Consider the following 26,432-nt stretch of genomic DNA (forward strand, 5'->3'; position numbering starts at 1 on the left):
AAGCTTCGGTGTACAAGCTAGAAACCCTGATAAGGAAACTTGTCAGGGTTTTTTGTTTTTAGGCTCATCTACAAAGAATACAGAATATAGGAGCTTCACCGGTTATTTAAGAAACGAGATCGATCAACTAAACACGCAACTTCCGGCCAGGGATAGGAGAGAAAAGTACGCTGGCCTAGTTTTGTGCGATGAGCGTACTTGAAACGGATAGTCCGGTGACTGCCGATACAACTACTCCCACCACCTATTCCAATGGTAACAAGGCAGGCAGGACGCCAAATAATTTAATCAGGATGTTGGTTGTTCGATGAATGAGAAGCCGCGCCCTTGCTCTGTCTCGACAAAATCAACCTGCTTACCAATGAGATACATGGTGTGCTTTTTATCGATGTAAACAGGTATATCGTTGATGATAAATTGTGTGTCGCTTTCTTTCTTTTTGTCGAAACCGACCATGAGTGATACCCCGCAGCCACCACCCCGCACCCCTACACGCAAACCATATTCTGCAGGTATGCCCTTTGTGGCCATGATTTTCTTAATTTCAATGGCTGCTTTGGTGGTTATGCTTATTGGCTGAAAGTTGTTGAACATGGTGCGCGGTAAGCAGTTTAATTCCTAACTTGAAACGTAAATTAAGATTAAATAATTCTATGGATGCACTTGTTGAGCTTATAAAAATTATTGTTCCGGCTTCTATCGTTTTGTATGCGGCTTATTTGCTGGTAAGATCATTTATAGCAAGGGAGATAGATTTGAAAAAACTTGAAATACGCTCCAGAAGTATTGAAACAACTTTGCCTTTACGATTACAAGCGTATGAACGGATGGCCTTATTTTTAGAAAGGATAAGTCCTAATAATTTATTGCTTAGACTGGCTGTGCCAGGATTGCCGGCTAAAGAATTTCAACAGATTTTGTTGAATGAGATTCGCGATGAATATAATCACAATGTATCGCAACAGATATTTATGTCGGAGGTGGTGTGGGATTTGGTGCGTAATGCAAAAGAGGATCTGATTATGACCATCAATGATGCAATAACCGATGTGCCTTCGGAGGGAACGACTATTGATTTATCAAAACGAATTATGGAACGGGTGATGACTAAATCAGTCGATCCGATTGCGCTTGCGATGTCGGAGTTGAAAAAGGAAATTCAACAAGCATTTTAAGTCGTATTGTATGAGGACGGCATTATTAGTTGGCGCGAGTGGATTAGTGGGCAGGGAGTTGCTGGATTTACTTTTGGCGGATACAGCATACGGAAAAGTAATTGTGCTAACACGCAAGCCGCTTTTGATTGACAATCCTAAGTATGAAAATCATGTAATTGATTTCGACAGGTTGACAGAATATTACAAGAACATTGTTGCGGACGATATTTTTTGTTGTTTGGGTACTACCATGCGCGTTGCTGGATCGAAGGAGGCTTTTAAAAAAGTTGACTACACTTACCCATTAGAAATTGCTAAGCTTGCCAAGGCCGTAGGTGCAGAACAATATTTGTTGGTTTCTGCGTTGGGAGCAAATGAAAAATCATCTATTTTTTACAATAAAGTTAAGGGGGAAGTTGAACGCGCGATAGAAGCGTTGGGATATCCGTCATTTAAGATATTCAGGCCATCGCTATTATTAGGCAACAGAAGCGAGCAACGAAACGGAGAGGATGCTGCCAAGATTTTTTATAAGGTATTCGGCTTTATTATTCCTGCCAAGTACAAGGCTATTGAAGCGAGGAGAGTAGCGCTCGCCATGCTAACTGAAGCTAAGTTGAAGAAGCCAGGAATGATTGTTTATGAGTCTGATGTCATGCGTAAAATGGAATGAGATCACTTACAGCAATATTGATTTTTTTTTGCTTATTCACTCTTCATGGACAAGCACAAGTTAACAGTATTGCAGGTGTTGTTAAGGACTCTTTATCTCGCGAACCGCTTCCTTATGTAAATGTATTTTTTGCTAATACTTCAATAGGAACGAGTACGAATAGTAAGGGTGAATTTATTCTGTCAGGATTTCCTTCAGGTAAATACGATCTCACTATTTCATTTGTCGGTTATAAAACACAGCAGTATTCGTTTGATTTTAATGAGTCGGCTTTCAGACTGAACGTTGCACTGGCGCAAGAGTTAGTTCAGCTATCCGAAATATTAGTGAAAGCAGATACAACACACTGGAAACAAAACTATCTGACTTTTAAGCAAAACTTTATTGGAACTACTTCCAATGCTTCTAAAGTTGCCATACTGAACAATAAGGACATTCATCTTTTCTTTGATCCTTCAGAGAGAGTTTTGGTGGCACATGCCAAGAAAGATCTTGTGGTAGAAAACAAGGCCTTAGGGTATCAAGTGCATTATCAGTTAGTAGATTTTATGCTTGATTACAGGAATAGCCGCATGCAGTACTTGGGTATTCCTCGCTTCGAGGAGATGAAACCTAAAAACAACTTACAATCAAAGAAATGGGAAGACGAGCGGAGAAAAGCCTTTGAGGGTTCGTTTGTTCATCTTATTCGCACAATTTACCAACAGGAATTAGAAGATAGCAAGTTTCAATTATTTGAACTTCACGAGATACAGAATCCGGAAAGGCCACCTCAACAATTTCTGGATGAGAGAATTAAGTATTGGCGAACTGCACATTTGCAACAAAGTCCTGGTAAAGAGAAGGTGGTGGTAACTATAGGTGGTAATGGTGTTGTAACTGGGTCGGGCTTACATGACAGCCTTGCCTATTATTTGAGAATGCGTTCATTGCCTGAGAAGATAGACAGCATAGGAAAAGCGATTAAATCGGCATCTGATTTACTAAAACCAGGCAGTACAAATATTATCCAGTTTAAGGGTAGATTAAAAGTGTTGTTTAAAGAAAGAGAAGATGTGCTATACGTTCTCGATAAAAGAAGGGCACCGCAGCGATTTCAAGAATCAACAGTTCACTTTATGGGGAGTGAGTTGAAAATATATCCGAATGGATATTATGAAGATGTTCGCACTGTTTTTATGGAAGGGTATTTGGGGTGGTCTGAAAAAATAGCAGAGATGCTCCCGACCGATTATAAATATGTTGAAAAATGATAGCCGTTATTCAGCGTGTTAGTCGCGCATCAGTAAGCATTGAGGGTTTTAAGCATTCAGAAATAGGTATGGGGCTTCTTGTACTGGTGGGAGTGGAAGAGGCCGATACAGAAGATGATATTAGTTGGCTCGCTGCCAAGATTGTGGCTATGCGTATTTTTAATGATGCTGAAGGTGTGATGAATTTGAGTGTAAAAGATGTAGGCGGTGAAATCATTGTGGTAAGTCAGTTCACCTTACATGCAAGTACGAAAAAGGGTAACAGGCCGTCATACATCAAAGCAGCTAAGCCACCAGTAGCGATACCGTTATATGAACGTTTTGTAAGTGCTGTTGAAAATGAATTGGGCAAGAAAATAGGCACTGGTATTTTTGGTGCCGACATGAAGGTTGATTTATTAAATGATGGACCTGTAACTATTATTATAGATACTAAAAATAAGATTTGATGGTACTTGCACAGAGAATATTTAGCACGATCGTATTGGTGCTGCTGATGGTATCAGCCGGGTGGGGACAACGCTATACGTATGGTCTTAACCCAACAACGCTAACTGACTATCAAAAAAGTATTACGAAGAACTCCGCAAATAAATTGATTGACCTTGCTTCTTTTGTTCCTGGAATCGTACTGGATATTCGTTATGCCACAGCTAATAATTTTACGAAGGAGACTATTTATAAACAGGCAAAAGCGTATGCACGCAAACCCGTTGCAGAGGCTTTGAAAAATGCACAAGAAAGTTTTGCTGCTTATGGAGTTGGGATTAAAGTTTTTGATGCTTACAGACCTTATTCTGCCACGGTAAAATTTTATGAAGTATATAAAGACACCACTTATGTAGCTTCACCTTACAGAGGATCAAGGCATAATCGTGGCTGTGCCATTGATATGACGCTGGTTGATTTGAAGACTGGCAAGGATTTGAAAATGCCTACAGAGTTTGATTCGTTTAAGAAGGAAGCCTGGCCATCAACTATTGTTAAGGATGCCGAGGTAAAAAAGAATCGTGATTTGATTATCAGTGTAATGGCGAAGCATGGGTTTAAGGTGAATTCATCAGAGTGGTGGCATTTTGATTTTATAGGGTGGCAAAAATTTGATGTGCTGGATATTGATTTTGAGGAATTGGAGAAATAATTATTAGAATTTAGTCATGAAGATAGAGGAAGCGCAAAAAGAGGTTGATGTATGGATAAAGACCTATGGTGTTCGTTACTTCAATGAGCTTACCAACATGGCTATCCTTACGGAAGAGGTGGGTGAGTTGGCGCGCATCATTGCAAGACGTTATGGGGAGCAATCTGAAAAGGAATCGGACAGGAATAAAGATCTAGGTGATGAAATGGCCGATGTGCTTTGGGTATTAATGTGTCTGGCAAATCAGACGGGTGTCGATTTAACAGCAGCCCTCAAAAAAAATATTGAAAAGAAAACGCAGCGTGATAAAGACAGACACACCAATAATCCAAAGTTATCTTAGCAGGTCATAGCATTCATTTTACGCGTTTTAATACCATTGCAGATAATGCTTGCACATTTGCATCGCCAGACTTAATAACCTGATTTGTGAGTAGATCGGTGAATTCACCTGCTGGTAGCACATTAAAGTTATATGGAGCATCGCCAACATTCAGGAGCACGAAAATCTCATCATCACCTGAAAATCTTCTATAGGCAAGTGTCTTACCTTCAGCTAACAGAAACTCAATTTCTCCTGTTATAAGCGCAGGATTATTTTTCTTAAGTGCAATTAACTTTTTGTAAAAATCAAAATGTTTCTGATTGAATTGCACGCTGTCGCGCTCATCAGAGCTGTCTGGTTGGAAATTATTTCTGCGCTCTGGCTTAAATGTAAACTCTTTCCACATTAAAGGTTTTCTCGGGTGGGGATCATCGCCCCCCCACATGCCCATTTCTTCTCCGTTCCAAATGTGAGGTGCGCCAATGGATGTATAGGCGTGAATCAAGTATAATCTTAATCGAGCATAGGTCTCTTCATCTGGTTTTCCTGTTTTATAATTTGGATCATCTTGCGGAGAGGCACGGAACTTATATTTATTCGCATTATAGAAATCAGATAATAAACGTGGCGCATCATGACTAGAGGCTACGTTCATCATTGCATATAGATTAGCCTTGTTCAATCTGTTCCATTGAAACTCGAGACTGTCTTTAAATTGTTTGGCATCTATTGGATAGTCAGTCTTAGCAAAGAAGTAACGCGCAGGACGATAAACCTGGTAGAACATCACCGCATCAAAAACATCACCTTGGGTGTAAGGCGCAGGATCCATCAATTGATCTGGCCATTTCTGAAACCATATCTCGCCAACCAAATAAGCATTTGGCTGAATAGTTCTGACAAATTTTCTGTAATCTCTCCAGAATCCTAAACCCACGTGATCAGCAACGTCCAAACGGAATCCGTCAATGCCTTTGCTTGTATCATTATTTGGTGAGAGCCAGCGCTTTGTTACTGCCAGGATGTGATCTTTTGCACCCTGATTGATATTGCCTTCATATGGATTTCCTATTTTTCGCTCCGTGGTTATATTAACTTTTTTGAGCTCAGGCAATGAACTTATATTTAACCAACCTTCGTATTTAAATTCATTTTCAGGAGTTGCGGGATTATCAAAAGCCGTGATGTTGTACCAATCCTTATACTGAGATTTTTCCTGATTTTTCACAACGTCTTGCCATGCCCAGAAAGTAGTGCCTGTATGGTTCCATGAGTAATCCATAATTACTTTCATGTTGCGTTTGTGCGCTTCTTCAACAATCTGAAGAAAAAGTTTATCAGCAGCAGTCCACTGCCATGTTGCCGGATCATTGGGATTTTCTTTTGCAATAATGGCTTTGTCTCCTTCTGGATCGGGGCCAAAGTTTACATCGATGTGATGGTAATTTCGCGCATCGTATTTATGTAAGGATGAAGCATCATTCAGTGGATTAAAGAAGATGGCATTGATGCCAAGTTCTTGCAGATAATCCAATTTGACTAATACGCCTTGTAAATCTCCGCCATACCTTCTATACTGAAGCTGTTCATTAAAATTTTTACCGGGTTGCTTTGCCCAATCCTCCTGCTCATACCAGTCAACAGTCCAATCGCTGGTACGCCAACCTTTAGGTGGATAACTATTGAGATAGGGTGTAGACATGTCCACTGATTTTTGATCATTGGTAGTATCGCCATTATGAAAACGCTCGGCAAAAATCTGATACCAGACGGCATCTTTCGCCCAGGCTGGAGGCTGCGTAAAGGAGTCTGGTTCAGTAGGTGAACAGGACTTCAGGGTGACAAAAAGGAAAAACACGAATAAGTATTTTGACAATCGCATAGCAAAGTATTCAGAAGTGGATAACCTGATCAAAATTTTATAAAACTATATTCAAGAACCTGAATATAGTTATTTCTATGCTTTCAGAAAGCTGAGTGGCATTAATCGCCCAATGAATCAGCCTTCTCTATGCCTGTATGGATGATTTTAAAGCTGAAATGGCTTTAAAATACCATTTATCAAAATGGGTAACACTGTAAATTGATCGGGTGTTAAGCAGAATTTTATGTCTTTGTGTATGTTAAGTCTTGCAAGTCTCTTAACATGACTTGAGTTTTGAAGGAAGGCGACCATATCATGTTTAGCCTGATTGTAAAGATGTTGGGCCATTAACGGAGCATCACAATCTGGTTCGATGTTGTCTTTTAATAATTCAACAAGCGCACCTGCAAAAAGTGTGTCTTCCAGGTTTACTTTTCCTTTCCAGCCGGCACAAACAACTAATACATTATTTTCACTATCTCTTAAGTAATTGACAACAGTGGAGAGATTTAGAAATGAGCCGATGATGATCTCCTTAGCGCCCTCCGATTTTGCAATGGCCTGTGTGCCGTTTGTAGTAGTGAAGGCTATGTTTTGTCCCTTAAGCTTTTCGTCCATGTATTCAAAGGGAGAGTTACCTAAATCAACTCCTTCTACTTTTTTGCCATCGCGCTCTCCTGCGGTAAAATAACCCTGGGCCTTCATAGCCAGGCAATCCTCAAGCTTTGCAAAAGGCTTTATAGCATTAATGCCATGTGCAAAGGCAGTGGTCATACATGAAGTAGCACGTAAAATATCGACAACTACCACGGTTCTGTCGTTAACGTTGTAGAGGTGCATGAGGTCTGGACTTAGGCAAACGTCAATTGTCTTAACTTTGATTTCTGTGATGTTTGTGATAGACATGATGCTTTTACTATTGCTTAAATTTTTTATTCTGCAATCGGTGAAATTCAAGTTTTGTATTGCCAAAATTGATTAAAAGACCGATCTCTAAATTGTAGGCTTCAAGGTAGTTGATGGCCTGAGCCAAGTGTACATTTTCCATTTGAGTAAGTGCTTTTAACTCAACACTTATTTTATTCTCCACTAAAAAATCTGCTCTGCGGAGACCTATTTGTTTTTCTTTGTAGAATATGGGCATTTCAAATTCACGCGTGAAGCCAATTCCTTGAAGTTCCATTTCATGCGCTAGTGCACGCTGATAGATAACTTCCTGGAAGCCATTGCCCAATGCTGAGTGAACCTCCATACAACATCCGATTATCTTGCCAGTTAACTCAGAATATTTGTATTCAGGTTTAATCATTATTCGTAAATCATGAAAATCAAACCAATCAAATAAATCAAGGTTTAGACAAGGGGAAGCTTTGATACCTGCGCTTTTAAAGCCTTTCCTCTTACCTCGATAAATATTTCTGTGCCTGGTGCTGCGTTTTCTGTTGTTACGTAACCCAAGCCAATACCAATGCTTAGCATCGGTGATTGTGTGCCTGATGTAACTTTTCCGATAACATTGCCCGCTGCATCTTTAATTAAATAGTCGTGACGTGGTATACCTTTATCAATCATTTTAAAGCCAACCAGTTTGCGATTTATGCCAGCTTCTTTTTGTTGCTTAATGGCGGCTGAGTTTGTAAAGTCTTTGGTGAATTTAGTAATCCAGCCAAGACCTGCTTCTAAAGGTGATGTCGTATCATCGATATCATTGCCGTATAAGCAGAAGCCCATTTCGAGACGCAAGGTATCTCTTGCGCCAAGTCCAATGGGTTTGATATTGAATTCTGCACCGGCTTCAAATATCTTTTTCCAGATTAATTCTGCTGAAGATTTATGTACGTATACTTCAAAGCCACCAGCCCCTGTATAGCCTGTGTTGGATAGAATAACATCTTTTACGCCCGCTAATTCTCCAATGGTAAAGTGATAATACTTGATGGCACTTAAATCAGTGCTTGTTAATTTTTGAAGTGTTGCTACTCCTTTAGGACCTTGTACAGCAAATAAGCAGATGTCATCCGAGATGTTTTTCATCTCTACACCTTTTGTATTGAATTTGCTTATCCAGTTCCAGTCTTTATCAATGTTGGAAGCGTTCACAACCAGCAGGTAATCATTGTCTTTTATTTTATAAACAATCAGGTCATCGATGATGCCGCCTGTTTCATTAGGTAGGCAAGAATATTGCGCCTGGCCATCGATAAGCTTTGATGCATCGTTGCTGGTTACACGTTGAATAAGGTCTAAAGCATTTGGGCCTTTCAGTGTAAATTCACCCATGTGCGACACATCAAAAACACCCACACTATTACGAACAGCCATGTGTTCTTCAATATCAGAAGAGTAGCGAACGGGCATATTATAACCCGCGAAGGGTACCATTTTGCCACCAAGTTGTGTGTGTAAATCGTTAAGGGGTATATTCTTAATTTCCATAGTCATTTATAAGGCTACAAAGGTAATGCAAACGAATGCAAACAAAAACAGCCCAAATGGGCTGTCGGTACACCATTGATAAAAATCTGCTACTTATTTTCAGTAGGCGCTACTTCAAGGATATTCTCCTTTACTTTTTTAACTGTTTCCAGCTGACCTTCAAGGTATTCTTTTACAACAGCTTCGCCTAAACTATCTGCCGGTGGGTTAAATTCACGCATCCAAACCATCATGCTTTTCATGGCGGCTTCAATTTTACTGATCTTGTCCTCCAGTTCTTTACGCTTTTCTTCCGTAATGTTTGGCGTATCAGCAATCTGCTTTTTTAAATCTTCTTTCACTTTATATAGGTCGTTCATTTTGGGCATCACCTCATCATGGATTTTCATCACCTCATCATAAAGTGCACCATTGGCATCTGGCGAAGCTTCGTTTTCATGATGGTCGTGTTCCGCCTTGTTATTACAAGCCTGATTTACAACCAAAACAGATACTGCAAAGAAAAAAAGCAAGTGTTTCATGTGTCTATAATTTTTGTTTAAGGTTATGCGTGATGGCTTACATGATCATTTGTATTCTTTGAAACACATTGAAATGGCCATTTCATACCGTTTTTCTTGTAAAGGTAAGGCTGTGGCCAGGGTAACGCAATTGATTTTAGTCAGACTAACGCTTATTAGTTAAAATATTTTTCAATGAGTGTTTGGAATTATAAATCGAATGGCGCTTCTTGCATGCATACTTATGAAAAACAACCGATTTTACTTTTATTACTTTTTTTATCGCTCCTCTTCGGGACTGATAGGGTAATATTTGTATAATCTTAAAGATACAATTAACAACTCAGAAAAAGTCCCGGCAAAACCGGGACTTTTTGTTTTTATATGGTTTTGAGATGAAGCAAATTAAAGAAACAAACGTTGCGATACAGGGAATTGCCACCAGCTTTCACGAAGTGGCGGCACATACCTATTTCGGTAAGGATATTAGGACAGTAGAGTGTCTGTCCTTTCATGCCTTGTGTGAAAGCCTGAAGAAGGGAGAAACGGATTTTGCAGTGATGGCCATTGAGAATTCAATAGCCGGCAGTATACTGCCCAATTACTTTTTGCTGCAGGAATATCATTTTAGCATAGTGGGGGAGTTGTATGTTCCCATCCACATGCATTTGCTTGCCTTGCCCGATGCTCAATTGTCGGACATTTCATTGATTGAGTCACACCCAATGGCCATCAGGCAGTGTGCTGAATTTCTTCATTCACTAAGCAATGTATCTATTGTAGAGAGTGAAGACACAGCCTTGTCAGCCAAACATGTAATGGAATTGCAGCGCAAAGATATGGCCGCTATTGCCAATGAGTTTGCAGCGAAAAAATTTGGTCTTCAGATTTTGAAACGCAGAATAGAAACGCATAAGAAAAATTTCACCAGGTTTTTGGTGCTTACGCGTAAGCAGCCGGTAGAAGAGAAAGGCAATAAGGCTTCTCTTTATTTTGAGGTTAGGCATTCAATTGGCAGCCTGGCAGAAGTTTTAACAAATTTTAAAAAGAATCAACTCAACCTCACTAAAATACAATCGATACCCATTATTGGCAGACCACAAGAGTATTCATTTCATGTAGATGTAGAGTGGAAAGAAAGAAGTGGATTTGAAAAGAGTATCAGACAGGTGTCGAAACACGTTGGGAATCTGAATGTGTTAGGAGAGTATAAAAAAGGAAAGATTGAAATTAATTAGTCATATGATTGCAAGCGCTAAACGAATTGAACAAGTTGAAGAGTACTACTTCAGTAAAAAACTCGCAGAAGTAAGAAGTCTGGATTCAGCAGCTTTTCCAATTATCAATTTAGGTATTGGTAGTCCTGATATGCCACCTGCACCAGCAGTGATTGCTGCTTTAACTACAGCTGCAGAAATTCCAGCACACCACGGTTATCAAAACTACAAAGGTGTTCCTGCTTTGCGCCAGGCAATTGCGGCTTTTCATCAGCGCATGTATGGCGTTAATTTAAATGCCGATACGGAGATATTGCCCCTGATGGGTTCGAAGGAGGGAATTATGCATGTGAGCATGGCTTTTGTCAATGAAGGCGATGAGGTGTTAATTCCAAATCCAGGTTACCCTACGTATTCATCGGTAGCAAAATTGGTGGGAGCAACATTGGTGAGCTACGATTTGGATGAAGCGAATGACTGGCGAATCGACATTGAGGAATTGCGCCAGCGAGACTTATCAAAAGTCAAGTTAATGTGGCTGAACTACCCGCACATGCCAACGGGCACGAGAGCATATCATGGCGATATCATAAAGCTGATAGCCTTGGCTAAAGAGAAAAATTTTCTATTGGTGAATGACAATCCTTATAGCTTGATTTTAAACGACCAACCCTTCAGTATTTTATCTATACCGGGTGCTGAAGAAGTGGTGCTGGAGTTGAACTCACTTAGTAAATCACATAACATGGCCGGTTGGCGTATTGGCTGGGTGGCAGGGAATCAAACATACATTGATGCAGTGCTGCGTGTGAAGAGCAATATGGACTCTGGCATGTTTTTGCCATCGCAATTAGCCGCTGTTGAAGCGCTACGCCTGGGAGATGATTGGTTTAAACAACTCAATATAAGCTATGCTAAGCGTAAAGTGCTTGCAGAGCAAATATTACAGCAGCTTGGATGCGCATTCTCTTCAAGCCAGTCTGGACTATTTGTTTGGGCAAAAGTGCCTGATACAGTTCATGCGGTAGAGGCATTTGTAGACAAGATCCTTTATGAAGCCAAAGTATTTATTACACCAGGATTTATTTTTGGATCGAATGGTGAACGCTTCGTTAGAATATCACTTTGTGCTACTGAGGCAAAATTAAAAGAAGCACTAACGCGCATTCAACTTTTTCAGGAAGGAAAATCGGTTGAAAAATCTTTAACAGCAGCTGTATGAAAACAACTATTATAGGTTTGGGGCTGATTGGCGGATCGATAGCCATTGATCTTCGCAAGGCGGGATTTGCTTCTATTCTTTGTGGTGTAGATGCCAATGAAGCAAATGCCAGTGAAGCATTGCAATTAGGTTTGGTTGATCAGGTTGGCAGTCTAGAGGAAATGTTAGCAGAGACTGATGTAGTGATACTGGCTATACCGGTGAATGTACTTACACGCTTGCTGCCACGTGTGTTGGATTTAATAACTGATAAAACGATTGTAATCGATGCGGGATCAACGAAGGGCAGTATTTGTAAAGCAGTGCAATCACACAGTAGAAGAAATCAGTTTGTAGCGGCCCATCCCATTGCGGGTACAGAAAACTCAGGCCCATCAGCGGCATTCTCTGGCTTGTTCGAAAACAAAACAAATATTATCTGCGAGAGGAGTAGATCGTCTGAGCAAGCCATGAATACAGCCATGCAAGTATTTAACGCATTAGGTATGAATACAATTTTTATGGAAGCGGATGAACACGACAAACATGTGGCCTATGTATCACACCTGTCGCACGTGAGTGCTTTTTTATTAGGGCAAACAGTGCTTGACATTGAGAAAGACGAAAAAAATATTGCCATGTTAGCTGGAAGTGGTTTTGCCTCTACAGTTCGCTTGGCAAAGAGTTCTCCGGATATGTGGGCGCCCATCTTTGAACAAAATATGGAGTATTTAAGTCAGGCTTTGCAGGAATACATTATTCACTTGCAACGCTTTCAATATCATTTACTGAAAAGAGATTCAGTGCAATTGCATAAAACTATGACGGAGGCGAACAGCATTAGAAGAATTCTAGAAGGAATAGAAACCAAGAGTACAATAGCACAAACAAAGAAAACAATAACTGCATAATCAGAACATTAATAAACATGAAAAAGGAACTTCAACTCGAATCAATAAAAAAATGGTTGCCTGCACTAAGGAAATCGTCAGTAACTGTACAAAGTAATCACCCGATTATTATTTCAGGGCCATGCAGTGCAGAAACAGAGAGCCAAACCATCACTACTTGTAAGCAACTGGCAGCCACAGGAAAAGTACATGCGCTGCGTGCCGGTATCTGGAAACCACGCACAAGACCCGGACAGTTTGAAGGTGTTGGTGACGTGGGGTTGGAGTGGATGGTGAATGCCAGAAAAGAAACAGGTTTACCCATAACAACAGAGGTAGCAACAGCCGCCCATGTGGAAGCCGCTTTGAAAGCAGGCGTTGATATACTTTGGATTGGTGCAAGAACTACCGTGAATCCTTTTTCTGTACAAGAGATTGCCGACTCGTTGAAAGGTGTAGATATACCTGTGATGGTTAAAAATCCGGTTAACCCTGATTTGGAGCTGTGGATTGGTGCACTGGAGAGATTGAGCAAAGCAGGTATTACAAAAATGGCTGCTATTCACCGCGGATTTTCATCTTTTGAAAAAGGGCCCTTCAGAAATGCACCGATGTGGGAGCTGGCCATTGATCTTAAAACAAGAATACCTGAGTTAGATATTATTTGTGATCCAAGTCATATTACCGGAGCACGTGACTTGATTTCTTTTGTATCGCAGAAGGCATTGGATTTGGATATGGCTGGGTTAATGATAGAAAGCCACATTACACCAGATGCCGCGTGGAGCGATGCGAAACAACAAGTAACACCAACAGCATTAAGTAAAATACTGGATGCCTTGATTGTAAGAACGGCCTCTTCAGATAGTAAGTCGTTTAAAGATACATTGGTAGCCCTACGTGAACAGATAGATCAACTGGATGATGATATCATGCACAAGCTGTCTGCCCGTATGAAAATCTCTGAAAAAATTGGTCAATACAAGAAAGAGAATGGAGTGACTATTTTGCAGGTAAATCGCTGGGAAGAAATTATTAACACACGTGTAGCCATGGGCTTAGCCATGGGCATTAGTGAAGATTTTTCCAAGGAATTTTTGAAACTGGTACATCAGGAGTCAATTCAGATTCAGACCAAAGTCATGAATGATGCGCTCGATAAACATGCGAATGTTTAATATTTTTTATGAAAAGGAGTGATTTACTGGCTCTGATCGTTGATTGTTAAGAAATGAGCCAAATACCAAAATGTGTCTAATAAGTTACTGAGATTTTGCAAGGTATTTCACGGCTGAACATAGCTGTAGTTAGCCTTTTGTTGACTATTTTTGAATACCTCTCCTTATAACGCTGGCGAATACCTATAATAAGGTATTTTAGTTTGACAGCGTTGTTAGCAATTTTGCAAAATATCTACTTATGCGTTGTTGGCTATTACTTATTTTTTGCTTTTCTATTAATACAACTCAGGCGCAGGACTGGAGAGGTCTGTTCACGTCTGCTCAGCAAGCCTATGAAGCGGGTAATGTTGAAGAAGCCATAAAAATTGGAGATCAATGTTTGACTGCCTATAAAAAAGAAGATGGTGCTACTTCAGAAAATTATGCAGCCATTCTGCGGCTTTTGGGTAATGCGCATTATGCCATTGGTGACTTTGTCGGGGGTTTGGTTTTTATTGAACAGGAGTTGGTGATTCGTGAAGCGAAACAGGACATCAACTATGCCAGTGCCCTTGATAATGCCGCTCAATTCCAGAATGCATTGGGTGAGTATGGAAAAGCGAATGCGCTTTTGCAAAAAGCCAGAAGCATACTTGAACTTTTTCACAGAGCTGACGATGCGCCATTATTACTGAACCAACTGGCCATTGCTTCAACACTTTACTTGTCGGGCAACAGTACACTTGCTTATGAAAATTTTAAATCAACATTTTCTCAATTATCGGGTAAATCTGTTAATGCAGATGATTTATTGACCAGTCAATATTACTTTGGGCTGGCAAGTCTTGAGAATAATTTTCTTCAAGATGCAGCTGACCGATTTAAATGGCTGAAAGAATATTATGAATCGACAAGGGATATTGAAAATATTAATTACCATGAAGCACTCTACAATCTAGGAGACATTCGGTTAAGACAATTACAATTGACGGAGGCTGAGACCTTATTAGCAACTTCACAAAAGTTTTTTGAGTCAACAGCACAAACCAGCGAAGAGTTATATACAAAAGTTATTAACGCAAGGGCTTTGTGTTTGCAAAAATTAGGAAGATCAACAGAAGCGACAGCACTATTTGATATTTTAGAAAAAAGTGGTGGTGGACTCTCTTCCTCAATTGCGCTCTCGAATAAAGCAGCCATTGCACAACAAACGGGTAGGCTTGCAGAAGCTGAAAAATTGTACCGTGATGCCTTAAAGGCTTTCGGGCGTAGTACTGAAACAGAATTACTGGCCTATGCAGAAACAGCACAAAACCTTTCTGTGTTACTCACAGAATTAGGAAGGTATGATGAAGCCATTCTATTATTGGATGATGCCCTGGCATCCCTGAAACAAGCAGGTAAAGAAAAAGGAAGCAAGGTTTCTTCAATACTCGCAAAAAAGGGATTAGCCTTGCTAAGGGCTGGTAAATACGCGGATGCCTTAAAAAATTATCAAAGCGCAGTTGGCCAGTCAACAAGATCATCAGACGAATGGATTGTAGCCAGTAACGGTATTGCGGTTATTTATCAACAAACAGGAGATTTTACTAAAGCTGATTCAGTGGTGCAGGAGATTTTTGCTTCCTACGATCAGGGTATAAAAGAAGACATGATTTTTGCATCTGTCTTAAATAACTACGCTGCGCTAAAACAGGTAGAGGGTCAGTTGTTAACTTCCAGAGATCTTTTGCAACAGGCAGCTGTAATCACCAGAAAAAATGCAGGTGCCTTAAACTTGTCTTATGCTACCGCACTTGAAAACCTGGCTTATGTAAATCTTCAAATGGGCGAATTGCGCTCTGCCAAACTGGCCATAGATTCAGTCTTGATTATTTCCAGTGCTATTCTGGGCGATAAGTCAGAAGAGTATGCATCAGCATTGATAAATTTAGGCAGGTATTATCAATATGCCGGTGAGTTTTCAAATGCGGAACCTCAGTTTAAAAAGGCCATTGCTATTTTAGAACAGTCCAGTACAGGTACACAGGCCGAGAAGATAAGGGCCACCAACGGTCTGGCTACCTTCTATCTGACCATGGGTAATTATGATGAAGCAGAGCCTTTATATGTGAAGTCTCGCAAACTTATTGAATCACAGTTTAAAGGAGATCATCCGGAATATTCAACAACACTCCAAAACCTGGCAACCCTCTATCAGTTACAAGATAAATTTTCGGAAGCTGAAGCACTATTGAAACAATCGCTTGAGCTGGATAAAAAAACTTTTGGAGAAAGACACCCGCAATATGCCATCAGTTTACAGAATCTGGCAACGGTTTATCAAAAGCAAGCACAGTTTGATAAAGCACAACCCTTACTTGAGGAAGTGTTAAAGATCACAGAAGCATCTGTCGGAAAAGATCATCCTTCATACTCCATTACACTGAGTAATCTTGCTTCCCTCTATCAAGATACCAAGCAACCAGAAAAAGCAGAAACAGCCTGGCGCGAAAGTGTGGCTATCAGAAAAAGAGTATTAGGAGAGGATCATCCTGACTATGCCCGCTCACTGTATGGTTTGGCTACCATCGCTTTTGCAAAAGGTGAATACACAGAAGCAAAGGCACTTTATGAAAATGTGGTAGAAAAATACCTTGAACAAATCCGCGAGAATTTCCCTTCCATGAGTGAAAAGGAAAAGGGAGCCTTTTACGCCAAAATCAAACCTGTTTTTGATACTTATCAGGATTTCTGTGTTCAATACTATTCACGCAATAGTCAAAATCCAGAGGCGGCAATTGTTCTTAAAGAATTGTACGATATTCAGCTGGCTACAAAAGCAATTCTGCTGAATGCCACCAATAAAGTAAGGTCTAGAATTTTAACGAGTGGAGATGCCGCACTCGTTTTATCGTTTGAAGAGTGGATCAAGATAAAAGAAGAAGTAGTACGTTACTACACATTATCTGAAGAAGAAAGGAAAGCGCAAAATATTGACATTGCTGCTTTGCAACAAAAAGCAAATGATCTTGAAAAAGTGCTTTCATCGAAATCAGAACTATTTAAATCGCAATTTGATCAGGAAGTTATTAGAACAGAGCAGGTAGCGTCAGCTTTACAGGCTGATGAAGCAGCCGTTGAGATCATCAGACTAAAAAGAAAGTTTGAAAGAGACTCAATCTATTATATTGGCTTGGTGTTGAAGCCTAATCAAACAATACCTTCTTTAGTTATCTGGTCATATGGTTCAAAGTTAGAAACACGCCTTTATCGTTACCATAGAAATACAATCAAGTTTAAAATTTCGGATACCCTTTCTTATAAACATTTCTGGCTGCCATTGGAAAATCAACTGCAGGGCACAAGGCATGTTTACATTAGCAGCGATGGTATTTTTAATAAGGTAAATTTGAATACGCTTCAAAATGTAAAGACATCAGCGTGGGTATTAGACAATTATTCTATTGGTTTGGTGAGTAATACAAGTGAAGTCTATAGTCAGCAGCAAGCGAGCCAAAGCAATTCAAAAGGAGCCTATCTATTTGGGGCAGTAGATTTCAATAATAGTGGCGTGGTGGCCAGTGGCACCACTCGATCACTTGCCCGCACCTATGGCTTTACCGACAATGAAATTCCTAACCTACCCGCCACTGAAAAAGAAGTGGATGAGATTAACACCTTGTTAGCCAAGCAGCAATGGGAGGCCAGAAGCTTTAAAGTAAAAGAGGCGAGCGAAGAAAATCTCAAAGGACTTGATAATCCCAAACTCATACACATTGCTACGCATGGATATTTCATGAGCGATATTGACATGGACGACAGAGAAAGTGATGAAGTGACATTTTTTAATAATCCCTTACTCAGATCTGGTATTTTAATGGCAGGCGCAGCACAGCGCAGGCAATCCGTGAGTATAGAAAGCGGAGAAGACGGTGCCTTGTCGGCATATGAAGCCATGAATTTGTATTTAGACAATACAGACTTGGTCGTGCTTTCTGCTTGCGAAACCGGTTTGGGTGAAGTAAGAAATGGTGAAGGTGTTTATGGCTTGCAACGCTCGTTTTTAGTGGCGGGTTCCAAGGCAGTCATGATGAGTTTGTGGCAGGTTGATGATCAGGCAACGCAGGAGCTGATGGTAAAGTTTTACACACTGTGGCTGAATACTGGTAACCAACAAGAAGCCTTCAGGCAGGCACAGATTGCCATGAAAGCAAAATTTAATGATCCTTATTTTTGGGGAGCATTTATCATGATAGGTAAGTAAATGAATGTATGAATAAACGGATACTTTTGATTTTATTTTTTCAGGTAGTGTCCAGCTACTTGTTTGCGCAGAATGCTAATCCGCCAGCAACAGCTCCGATAGATTCTTCTTTGGTTTATGCCAACACTAAGAAGCCTGCTATCAGTCAACCGACTGTGCGCGAGTTCGCACCCTCCATTACGGCTGACGGTAAGAAGATTTTTTTTGAGGCCAATGTGCAAGGGAGTAAATATCGACTTTATGAATCGTATCGTTTGCCTGATGGAACCTGGGGTGGCGCTGTTGATGTGAAGGATATTAATTCGAAAGTTGATTCAACAGATTTGATTGGCGGCCCGAGCATCAGTTTTGATGGTAACGTTTTGTATTTTTTCAGATCAGTAGGCTTTACAGGTAATCATGATATTTTTTATTCTGTTCGCCAGAAAGAAGGATGGTCTGAGCCTGTTTCTATTGGTGCACCTATTAACACAGAAGGTTATGAAGCCTTCCCTTCCATTAGTGCAGACGGGTCGACTTTGTATTTTGTAAGAGAGAATAAAGTTGGGCCCACCAGTAAGGAGTTTAGAAAGCAGGATGACATGTTCTGCACCTCTATTTTTCGTTCCATTAGAAATACAGATGGTTCGTGGGGTAAACCAGAACGCTTACCCTTTCCAATTAATCAGGATTGTGAAAAGGCACCCCGCATCATGGCTGATGGTAAGACCCTAATCTTTTCATCCAACAGACCAGGCGGTAAGGGCGACTTTGATTTATATCAATCACAGTTAACTAACCTGGGTACCTGGAGTATGCCGGTGCCTCTCAACTTTGTGAATACGGCACAGAGCGATCAGCTTCCATGTATTTCTGCCCAGGGCGATAAAATGTTTTATACCTATAACGACCAGGATATTTATTCAGTGGATATTCCTTTTCAACTCAGGCAGTTCATGAACAACATTGTACAAGGTAGTGTGGTAGACATGGATAGCAAGGCAGGTATTGGTGTAGAAATTGTTATTACCGATGCGTTGACATCAGAAGTTGTTTCTACGCTTAGCAATAACGAAGAGGATGGAAAGTACACAATTGTATTACCCGTAGGCAGAAGTTTTAACATTGAATTTAAGAAAGAAGGCTATTCTAGCTATCTACATTCATTAGACCTACGTGCTGAGAAAAAGTATAAAGAAATAAGTCTTGATATAGAATTATTTAAAAACGTGAAACTGGCACTTCATGTCAATGATAAGGAGATTTTTGAGCCTATCGGTGCGGAGATTAAAATCAGGCGGAAAGGTGAGACGAGTTTTTTGAGTGACACATATAATAACCCTGCGACTGGAATTTTAAACACTGAACTTCCCATAGGTTATTCTTATGAATTGATTGTATCATCCAAAGATTTTAAAGGTGCCATCCTTGATTTTGATACCAAGGGTTTGGTGATTTACAGAAACTTCGAAAAATACATGGAGTTGATTCCAGAGAAGAAAGAGGTGCAAATTAATGTTGCAGACATATCCAACAACGCAAAAGTAAAATCGAAGGTAATCCTGAGAAATAAAAACCGGGATGAAGTGATTGAAGTTTCGGGCAATCAGATGGTCTCCCTGCGGGCTGGCGATCGCTACGAGGTTGAAGTTACCAGTGATGCAGGCTACGCCTTTGAATCAGGTACACTTGATATGGCTGTAGGTGGAGCCAAGGGCCTGGAGTTTAAACTCCAGAAACTGGAAGCAGAAGCAAAGCTGACTTTAAAAGATATCAACTTTGAATCGAATTCTGCTCAACTCTCTGATGTGTCGTATACCGAATTGAATCGTGTGGTAAAACTGCTCAACGAAAACCCTACGCTGCGTGTGGAAGTATCTGCGCATACCGATGACGTTGGTTCTGATGTTTATAACTTGGTATTGTCTAAAAAGCGGGCACAGAGTGTGGCGGACTATTTATTACAAAACAAAATTGCACCAGACCGATACACGAACCAGGGTTATGGTGAAAAATTGCCTAAAGTGCCCAATAACTCCGATGAGAATAAGGCCATTAACAGACGTGTCGAACTAAAGATTATCAGCATTTAACATGAAGAAGATACTCGTACTTGTATTGTTGCTAATAAGTCTTGTTGCTAATGCACAACGCGTTAGGTATAAAGATCTATTTCCGACTCTGGCAGACATGTCGCCATCAGAACAACTCTCTGCACTAAGGGATTTTATTGGTTATGATTTGGACCACCCCAATGCCAATTTCAGATTAGCCTTGTTGCACGAGCGAAACTACAGACAGGCAAATCCACTTACACAATATGAAAGTGTAATGGCGCATGCGGCTGAAACGGGTAATCGCTACATTAAATCAAAACAATTGGTTACGGAGCAACAGGTGAAGAGTGATAACGAATATTATGCACCGATTTTTGGTCAACTCGATGCCAAAGGAAAATTGTATGCGCCTTTTGTATTGGTGCAAACTAAAATGCAACGCGGTTATGATTCAGCGATATTAATTCAACAAAAACTTCCGGCCATTTATAGATCCTTTACCAAAAGCGTAAATCAATACGATAAAGCGGTGAAGCTGTTTGCTCAGATCAGTACCACCTATAAAAGTGAAGAAGACATTTATATGTTCTATTCAGATGATTTTGAAAAGCAAATGGATGAATTGGTGAGCTATTACGATTCATCCCTTTTTTATTTTAGCAATTATCTATCCTTAACCAAAGACTATCCACTGCCCGGTTATAAACAACAACTTATTGTTAATGAGATTAAAACCTATCGCCTGGATGGATTGATTAACCGTATGACTTTTCTGGAGGACAAAGTCTTATTCTGGAATTACAAGCAATGGGTTGAAAAGATAAAAGCGAACTACAAATCCGAAATCCTTACCATGCAGGAGCAGCTTTTTGCTAATGAGAAGAAGTTAGTGGACGTATTAAACACGTTGAAGACCAATGGCACAGCGGTTCCGGTAAAAGTGGATAAGGAGCTTATCTATAAATTAAACAACTACGATAAAAACTCCCTTGCATTGGCATTGCTGCGCTACAAAGCTTTTAAACAGGACTGGTTATTGAAAGAGAAGTTGGAGGCAAGCGATACCTTGCTGAATCAAAAACTGGAATTGTACAGTGCCTTAATTCAACAAAACAGAATAGCAGACAGCTTGTATCAGGATGTTAAGTCGACTATTACCAACGACAATGTAATTAAGCATAAACGTTATTTGGATAATTTTTATGGAGGAAAGAGTGGTCTTGATAAATTCACACAAGATGAGAGTGCATTAATCAAGAAAACAATAGCTGACTATCAGGCGAGCTTAAAGTCAGGGTTACTTACTTCTTTAAAGTCAGAGGAGGCCGTGAGTACAAAGCTCTTAAAATTTGGTAGTGCTTCCGTTCCTTTATTCATCTCTGACAGCATTCCTAGTACTTTGGATAACAGTACCTGGGTAACCCAAAAAAAATTAATAAGTCCTGATGGTAGTACTTATTTACTGGGTGTAGGAAAACCTGACAAAAAGAATAACAATTTAGTTTCATTTATTGCCAGAGTTAATCCTGATGGTAAGGCAGGATGGATGCAAAACTACTCTTTCTCTATTGATAGCGCTGTTGTGGATGCCAATAACAGCATTCAATCTGCTATACTTACACAAGAGGGTTGTGCCTTTGTGGTTACCTCTACCCACATAACAAGACCAGAGAGCATTAATACTTTTGTTTATGTCACTGAAAAGAAAGAAGAGAAACTGAAAAAGCGATTAAAGGAGGTAAGCTTTTTACGCGATCTATTGTACGTAGAAGAAACCAACACCTTCGTACTCACTTTCAAAGGAAATGCTTTAATACAAAGTTTTACAGAGGAGGAAATGCTTTCCGTGCAATGCATTAATGTGTTGGGTGATTTGGTTTGGAGAAGAGATATTTCATTTGCGGGTACATTGCAAAACGTAGTACGGGTTCGTGATGGTTTTGTTTTGGCGGGTAATTTTACCTTACTGCGAGATAATGCCGGAAAGGAGATTAGAACAAGAATTGCAACAGGGCAAACTAATCCTTATTTAATTAAGCTTTCAGCCAGGGGTGATGTTCAGAAAATTTTGCCTCTGGTGAGTGATAAATCTATTTGTGTGGATCAATTGGTTAAAGTAAATGATGGATCACTTAACATATTGGCTTATGAAAGCACCTTTATCAATTCCAAGAAGGAATCTTTGAACGCAGAAACACTGAAACATGCCATGGTGAATTATGAGCTGCGTATTATTCTTTCTTCGTTGTAATACAATCTTGTAATACAATTTCGATCTGTCTCACATCAATCAGTCCGTGGTCATTCGACCAGGTGTTATAGATGTAGGTACTTATTTCAGCAATTTCTAAAGGCGTAAGGGATGGCACCCCAGGCATACGTTGGTTGTATAACTTGCCATTGACAAGTAGTTCACCTTCTTTGCCATGCTTGATCAGGCAAATCACTTCTTCTACATTTTGCATCATGAAGTCAGAACTGTCGATGGGGGGATAGACTCTTCCTAAACCTTTTCCACTTTTTTGATGGCAATTACTGCAATGGCTAGTGTATAATTTTTCCCCCTGAATATAATACTGCTGAAATTTTGTAGACCTGTTATCTGCGTTGTTAGTGTTGGGCGGAGAACAGCCTGCCATGCAGGCAACAAAACTTATAGCTGCAAGTCTAAGCATTAAGTAAGTCAGAAGATATTTATTTTTCCTGTGAGGCATATGCGCGCTGCAATTTTCTTACATCCCTGATAAGCTGATTCACACTTTCTTCCACGGTGCCATCGTAATTGCCTCTGATGCGTTGTTGTTTATCAATTAGTAAGAAGGCACCACTGTGTATAAAACCATCAGGTTCACTACTGTCTTCCATAGCTGTTGCGAAATAGCTGGTTTGTGCAATTTTGTAAATAGAGTCTTGAGCACCGGTTACAAAATGCCATTTACTGCTGCTCACACCCAAGCGCTCAGCAAAATCATGAAGTAAAGCCACTGTATCATATTCCGGATCAATGGTGTGTGAGAGAATGAGCACATCATCATCATTTTTTAATGAATCGTATACGCGAAGCATTTGCGTTTTCATAATCGGGCAAATGGTGCGACAAGAGGTAAAGAAAAAATCTGCGATATAGATTTTACCCTTAAAGGTGTCGTTGTTAACAAATACACTATCCTGGTTTACAAATTGAAATTTTGCAATTGTGTGAAAGATAGTATCACCATTGATCACTTCACGTTCACCATATACAGGCAAAGGCTTTTCAGAAATTTTTGTGCATGCTGTAAATAGTACAGCAGCAATAAATAAAAAAGAACTGATTTTTGTGAATTGCTTGTGGTGTAACATATTAACTTCTGTATTTTTTATAAATTCTCATACCGGCTACGATCATTAAAGTGATAACGATTAACCCTGCAAGTCCCCAGACCATGCTCAGGGCACTTTTTAGAACGATAAGAAAAACAATACTGATCAGAAAAAGAGTGGCTACTTCGTTCCAAAAGCGAAGTTGGTTGGAACTATAACGTGTGTTGCCTTTTTTTAATTGATTAAAAATGATTTGTAAAGAATAATGATACAAGTAAAGTAGAAAAACCAGCGTCAATTTAAGGTGCATAAAACTCAACTGTAACCAGTGTGGTTGATTGATCAGCATGGAGGTGCCCATAATCAACGTAATAATGGCGGAAGGCCAGGTAATACCAAACCATAAGCGTGATGCCATCAAGGTAAAGTTTTTCAGCAGAATACTTTTCTCTGGTTCTGTTTTATCAAAAGCCTCTCGCATGTAAATGAGCAAGCGCGGCATGTAAAACAAACCTGCAAACCAGGTAACGATAAAAATGATGTGAACAGCTTTTAAGTAATAGAAAGTCATGCGTTCAATGTAATCAAATCACCTTCTCTTACAACGCTATGGTCGATTGCGAGCAGGTTTTGTCCAAAGTAAATTTTATTATCTCTTTTTCTATAAGTAGAAAGCGTTCGCAAAGGCTCATCACTTTTTTGAGATGTATCCTGATCAACCGTAATGAGTACGCAACGGCTGCATGGTTTCACGCCCATAAAGCGATTCGTGCCAATACTGAATTCCTTCCAATGATCTTCTTCAAAAGCATTGCCACCGGTAAAAACAAAATTGGGCCTGAACCTGTTCATGGGTACTGCCGTTTCCAGTCTGCTATTCAAATCATCTAAGGATGCTTGTCCGATGACCAAGAAAGGATAACCATCGGCAAGACTAACATGTTCCGTTGTGGCATACCTACGATCTACAGCACGATCATTCTCTTCAGGGAAATACACAAGCTTGCAAGTAATGCCGAGCTGTTCAGTAAACCACTGACTGCTGGCAACACTTACTTCATAAGCCAATACAGTATCATCCCAGATGGTTACGGGCTGAGATTGTTGCACTTGCTGAGGCAGTAATGGTACGCTGTGTGATTGTTGTGTTTGCGTGTGTGTAATAATTATAGCATCACCAGCAATGCTTACTTTTAACAAGGCCATGATCGGATGCACCCTTTGGGTAAGAAATTTTCCGGCCTCATCCACCAGCATCCATCGCCTGTCGTACTGAAGTCCCTTTTCAAGAACGTTTGCCTGCTTCAAACGTATGCCCCCCAACGATTTTATAGGGTAAATCCATATTTCTGTAAGCCTTAACGCCTGCATGAAACTTTTCTTTTAAATTTAGTGCTAACATACGCAAAACCACCTTGCAGATGGCAAACACACAGGCGCTTTGGTATTTCGAGAGCGTAAATCTTTATAATATTCTTTGTCCGCATAAGACAAAGGACATGGACAAGAAGCATGAGTTTCGTGCCTTTAAGCGCGACCAGATTATCTACAGACCTGAAGAACCGTCTCAATACATTTATATGGTGGCCGAGGGAAGGGTTAAAATAGGCCACTACCTTGATGATGGAAAAGAAGTAGTTAAAGCTATTTTAACTAAAGGCGAGATATTCGGTGAACTGGCGCTGGCCGGTGAAGAGAAACGGACAGATTTTGCACAGGCCATGGATGGGGATACCACTATTTGCCCCATGAGTATAGATGATCTGAAAGCGCTGATGTGGGAAGATAAGGAGCTGAGTTTTAGGCTACTTAAATTGGTTGGCTTACGCCTTATGCGGATGGAACGCAAACTGGAGTTGCTCGTTTTTAAAGATGCCCGCACCCGCATTATTGAATTTTTACGGGATGCTGCATCCTGGAAAGGTAAAAAAGTAGGTTTTGAGACGATGATCCCTACTAAACTGACCCATAAAGACATTGCTGCGCTTACCGGAACCTCGCGCCAGACGGTAACAACCATTCTGAATGAGTTAAAAGAAAAGAACCTGATTTACTTCGACCGTAAAAAAATATTGATCCGCGATCTGGAGAAACTTGCTTAAATGGGTTTTTCTGCAGACTTTTATAGTCTATTAAGTCTATAGGAATTAAATATTTAATAATATGTCATTACGATTAGGAGACATTGCCCCGGATTTCACAGCCGAAACAACGGAGGGTGTAATCAATTTTCATGCGTGGTTAGGCAATAGCTGGGGGATTTTATTTTCTCACCCTGCCGATTTTACACCAGTGTGCACTACAGAATTGGGTGCTGTAGCCAAACTGAAACCGCAGTTCGACAAACGCAACGTAAAGGTATTGGCATTAAGTGCTGATCCACTGGAGTCTCACAAGAAATGGATAAATGATATTAATGAAACCCAACACACAACGGTTAACTATCCCTTAATTGCCGACCCTGAATTTAAAGTGGCGAATTTGTATGGCATGGTACACCCAAACGTGACCGATAAGTTTACGGTACGTTCTGTTTTTGTTATTGGTCCTGATAAGAAAGTAAAATTGACGCTTACTTATCCTGCAGCTACCGGCAGAAACTTTGATGAAATCCTGCGTGTAGTAGAAAGTCTGCAACTGACTGCAGACTACAGCGTGGCAACCCCCGCCAACTGGCAGCATGGCGAAGATGTAATCATAACGGCTGCCGTAAAAGACGAAGATATACCAGCGCGCTTCCCTAAAGGAGCTAAGCATATTAAACCTTATCTGAGAGTAACACCTCAGCCCAACCTGAACTGATTTATTTCATTAGTTTGTTTTTTAAGCAGAGCATGCACCTCCAAAGGGTGCATGACTCATTTTCGGCTTAACCTCTAAGAGCCAATCCGTCAGACCGCTGAATGCTGAATTAAACAGCGGTCAGACGGATTTTAGATAAAGCGCGGATTACCAATTTAAGCTTTAAGCTTTTTTATTTAAGTATATATCAATGGCCAGTTGCTTTAAGCGGCACATACACCACCCAAG

General features: G+C 40.2%; 26 protein-coding genes. 16 read left to right on the plus strand and 10 right to left on the minus strand.

Annotation, left to right across the window (positions count from 1 at the left end):
• The coding region (locus tag ACO1XM_RS18280) for a hypothetical protein (RefSeq protein ID WP_486231677.1) at nt 1-202 on the plus strand (202 nt) is incomplete at its 5' end.
• 86 nt (nt 203-288) lie between these two features.
• Here the strand turns inward: ACO1XM_RS18280 and ACO1XM_RS18285 are convergent.
• The gene (locus ACO1XM_RS18285) at nt 289-594 is read right to left on the minus strand and encodes a HesB/IscA family protein (RefSeq protein WP_486231679.1); all 306 of its coding nucleotides are present in this window, start codon (nt 592-594) and stop codon (nt 289-291) included.
• 59 nt (nt 595-653) lie between these two features.
• On the opposite strand from ACO1XM_RS18285, the gene ACO1XM_RS18290 reads away from it, so the two are divergent.
• From ACO1XM_RS18290 to ACO1XM_RS18315, 6 genes are read left to right on the plus strand one after another with little or no spacing between them, the layout of a single operon-like run.
• Nucleotides 654-1,175: a DUF7935 family protein gene (locus ACO1XM_RS18290; protein WP_486231681.1), complete on the plus strand. Its 522-nt coding sequence runs from the start codon at nt 654-656 to the stop codon at nt 1,173-1,175.
• A 10-nt stretch (nt 1,176-1,185) separates the two neighbouring features.
• Complete coding sequence (locus ACO1XM_RS18295; protein ID WP_486231683.1) at nt 1,186-1,830, plus strand: NAD-dependent epimerase/dehydratase family protein; 645 nt, start codon at nt 1,186-1,188, stop codon at nt 1,828-1,830.
• Nucleotides 1,827-3,083, plus strand: coding sequence for a carboxypeptidase-like regulatory domain-containing protein (locus ACO1XM_RS18300; protein WP_486231685.1), 1,257 nt, complete (start codon nt 1,827-1,829; stop codon nt 3,081-3,083). The genes ACO1XM_RS18295 and ACO1XM_RS18300 overlap by 4 nt, the downstream gene beginning before the upstream one ends.
• The gene (gene dtd, locus ACO1XM_RS18305) at nt 3,080-3,532 is read left to right on the plus strand and encodes a D-aminoacyl-tRNA deacylase (protein ID WP_486231687.1); all 453 of its coding nucleotides are present in this window, start codon (nt 3,080-3,082) and stop codon (nt 3,530-3,532) included. Before ACO1XM_RS18300 ends, dtd begins: the two co-directional genes overlap by 4 nt.
• Nucleotides 3,532-4,224, plus strand: coding sequence for a M15 family metallopeptidase (locus ACO1XM_RS18310; protein ID WP_486231689.1), 693 nt, complete (start codon nt 3,532-3,534; stop codon nt 4,222-4,224). Before dtd ends, ACO1XM_RS18310 begins: the two co-directional genes overlap by 1 nt.
• Nucleotides 4,225-4,240: 16 nt before the next feature.
• Nucleotides 4,241-4,567, plus strand: coding sequence for a nucleotide pyrophosphohydrolase (locus tag ACO1XM_RS18315; protein WP_486231691.1), 327 nt, complete (start codon nt 4,241-4,243; stop codon nt 4,565-4,567).
• A gap of 13 nt (nt 4,568-4,580) precedes the next feature.
• On the opposite strand, the gene ACO1XM_RS18320 is transcribed toward ACO1XM_RS18315, so the two are convergent.
• The 5 genes from ACO1XM_RS18320 to ACO1XM_RS18340 form a co-directional block, all read right to left on the minus strand.
• Complete coding sequence (locus tag ACO1XM_RS18320; protein WP_486231693.1) at nt 4,581-6,407, minus strand: alpha-amylase family glycosyl hydrolase; 1,827 nt, start codon at nt 6,405-6,407, stop codon at nt 4,581-4,583.
• 171 nt (nt 6,408-6,578) lie between these two features.
• Nucleotides 6,579-7,319, minus strand: coding sequence for a 2-phosphosulfolactate phosphatase (locus tag ACO1XM_RS18325; protein WP_486231695.1), 741 nt, complete (start codon nt 7,317-7,319; stop codon nt 6,579-6,581).
• A gap of 10 nt (nt 7,320-7,329) precedes the next feature.
• Nucleotides 7,330-7,722 (minus strand): GxxExxY protein, encoded by a 393-nt coding sequence (locus tag ACO1XM_RS18330; protein WP_486231697.1) that lies wholly within the window; start codon nt 7,720-7,722, stop codon nt 7,330-7,332.
• Nucleotides 7,723-7,766: 44 nt separating this feature from the next.
• Nucleotides 7,767-8,855, minus strand: a complete 1,089-nt coding sequence (gene gcvT, locus ACO1XM_RS18335) for a glycine cleavage system aminomethyltransferase GcvT (RefSeq protein WP_486231699.1) — start codon at nt 8,853-8,855, stop codon at nt 7,767-7,769.
• A gap of 83 nt (nt 8,856-8,938) precedes the next feature.
• Nucleotides 8,939-9,370, minus strand: coding sequence for a hypothetical protein (locus tag ACO1XM_RS18340; RefSeq protein ID WP_486231701.1), 432 nt, complete (start codon nt 9,368-9,370; stop codon nt 8,939-8,941).
• 374 nt (nt 9,371-9,744) lie between these two features.
• Here ACO1XM_RS18340 and ACO1XM_RS18345 point away from each other — a divergent pair, with 374 nt between their 5' ends.
• From ACO1XM_RS18345 to ACO1XM_RS18375, 7 genes are all read left to right on the plus strand, one after another.
• Nucleotides 9,745-10,587: a prephenate dehydratase gene (locus tag ACO1XM_RS18345; protein ID WP_486231703.1), complete on the plus strand. Its 843-nt coding sequence runs from the start codon at nt 9,745-9,747 to the stop codon at nt 10,585-10,587.
• 4 nt (nt 10,588-10,591) lie between these two features.
• Nucleotides 10,592-11,788 (plus strand): pyridoxal phosphate-dependent aminotransferase, encoded by a 1,197-nt coding sequence (locus tag ACO1XM_RS18350; RefSeq protein WP_486231705.1) that lies wholly within the window; start codon nt 10,592-10,594, stop codon nt 11,786-11,788.
• Nucleotides 11,785-12,678 (plus strand): prephenate dehydrogenase, encoded by an 894-nt coding sequence (locus ACO1XM_RS18355; protein ID WP_486231707.1) that lies wholly within the window; start codon nt 11,785-11,787, stop codon nt 12,676-12,678. Before ACO1XM_RS18350 ends, ACO1XM_RS18355 begins: the two co-directional genes overlap by 4 nt.
• Before the next feature lie 17 nt (nt 12,679-12,695).
• Nucleotides 12,696-13,835 carry a chorismate mutase gene (locus ACO1XM_RS18360; protein WP_486231709.1) on the plus strand — a complete coding sequence of 380 codons (1,140 nt, stop codon included), beginning with the start codon at nt 12,696-12,698 and terminating at the stop codon, nt 13,833-13,835.
• 241 nt (nt 13,836-14,076) lie between these two features.
• Nucleotides 14,077-18,063 (plus strand): CHAT domain-containing tetratricopeptide repeat protein, encoded by a 3,987-nt coding sequence (locus ACO1XM_RS18365; protein WP_486231711.1) that lies wholly within the window; start codon nt 14,077-14,079, stop codon nt 18,061-18,063.
• Nucleotides 18,064-18,071: 8 nt separating this feature from the next.
• On the plus strand, nt 18,072-20,135 hold the full coding sequence (locus ACO1XM_RS18370) for an OmpA family protein (RefSeq protein WP_486231713.1): 2,064 nt from the start codon (nt 18,072-18,074) through the stop codon (nt 20,133-20,135).
• Nucleotide 20,136: 1 nt separating this feature from the next.
• Nucleotides 20,137-22,350, plus strand: a complete 2,214-nt coding sequence (locus ACO1XM_RS18375; protein WP_486231715.1) for a hypothetical protein — start codon at nt 20,137-20,139, stop codon at nt 22,348-22,350.
• Here the strand turns inward: ACO1XM_RS18375 and ACO1XM_RS18380 are convergent.
• From ACO1XM_RS18380 to ACO1XM_RS18395, 4 genes are read right to left on the minus strand one after another with little or no spacing between them, the layout of a single operon-like run.
• A complete protein-coding gene (locus ACO1XM_RS18380) occupies nt 22,331-22,774 on the minus strand; it encodes a c-type cytochrome (RefSeq protein WP_486231717.1) in 444 nt (147 codons plus the stop codon). The two genes, ACO1XM_RS18375 and ACO1XM_RS18380, sit on opposite strands and share 20 nt — an antisense overlap.
• A gap of 19 nt (nt 22,775-22,793) precedes the next feature.
• Nucleotides 22,794-23,441, minus strand: a complete 648-nt coding sequence (locus ACO1XM_RS18385) for an SCO family protein (RefSeq protein ID WP_486231719.1) — start codon at nt 23,439-23,441, stop codon at nt 22,794-22,796.
• A gap of 1 nt (nt 23,442) precedes the next feature.
• Complete coding sequence (locus tag ACO1XM_RS18390; protein ID WP_486231721.1) at nt 23,443-23,973, minus strand: CopD family protein; 531 nt, start codon at nt 23,971-23,973, stop codon at nt 23,443-23,445.
• Nucleotides 23,970-24,773, minus strand: coding sequence for an MOSC domain-containing protein (locus ACO1XM_RS18395; protein WP_486231723.1), 804 nt, complete (start codon nt 24,771-24,773; stop codon nt 23,970-23,972). Before ACO1XM_RS18395 ends, ACO1XM_RS18390 begins: the two co-directional genes overlap by 4 nt.
• A 50-nt stretch (nt 24,774-24,823) precedes the next feature.
• Here ACO1XM_RS18395 and ACO1XM_RS18400 point away from each other — a divergent pair, with 50 nt between their 5' ends.
• Nucleotides 24,824-25,504, plus strand: a complete 681-nt coding sequence (locus ACO1XM_RS18400) for a Crp/Fnr family transcriptional regulator (protein ID WP_486231725.1) — start codon at nt 24,824-24,826, stop codon at nt 25,502-25,504.
• A 61-nt stretch (nt 25,505-25,565) separates the two neighbouring features.
• Nucleotides 25,566-26,204: a peroxiredoxin gene (locus ACO1XM_RS18405; RefSeq protein WP_486231727.1), complete on the plus strand. Its 639-nt coding sequence runs from the start codon at nt 25,566-25,568 to the stop codon at nt 26,202-26,204.
• Nucleotides 26,205-26,432 lie beyond the last annotated feature (228 nt).

Source organism: Chryseotalea sp., from assembly GCF_057350905.1.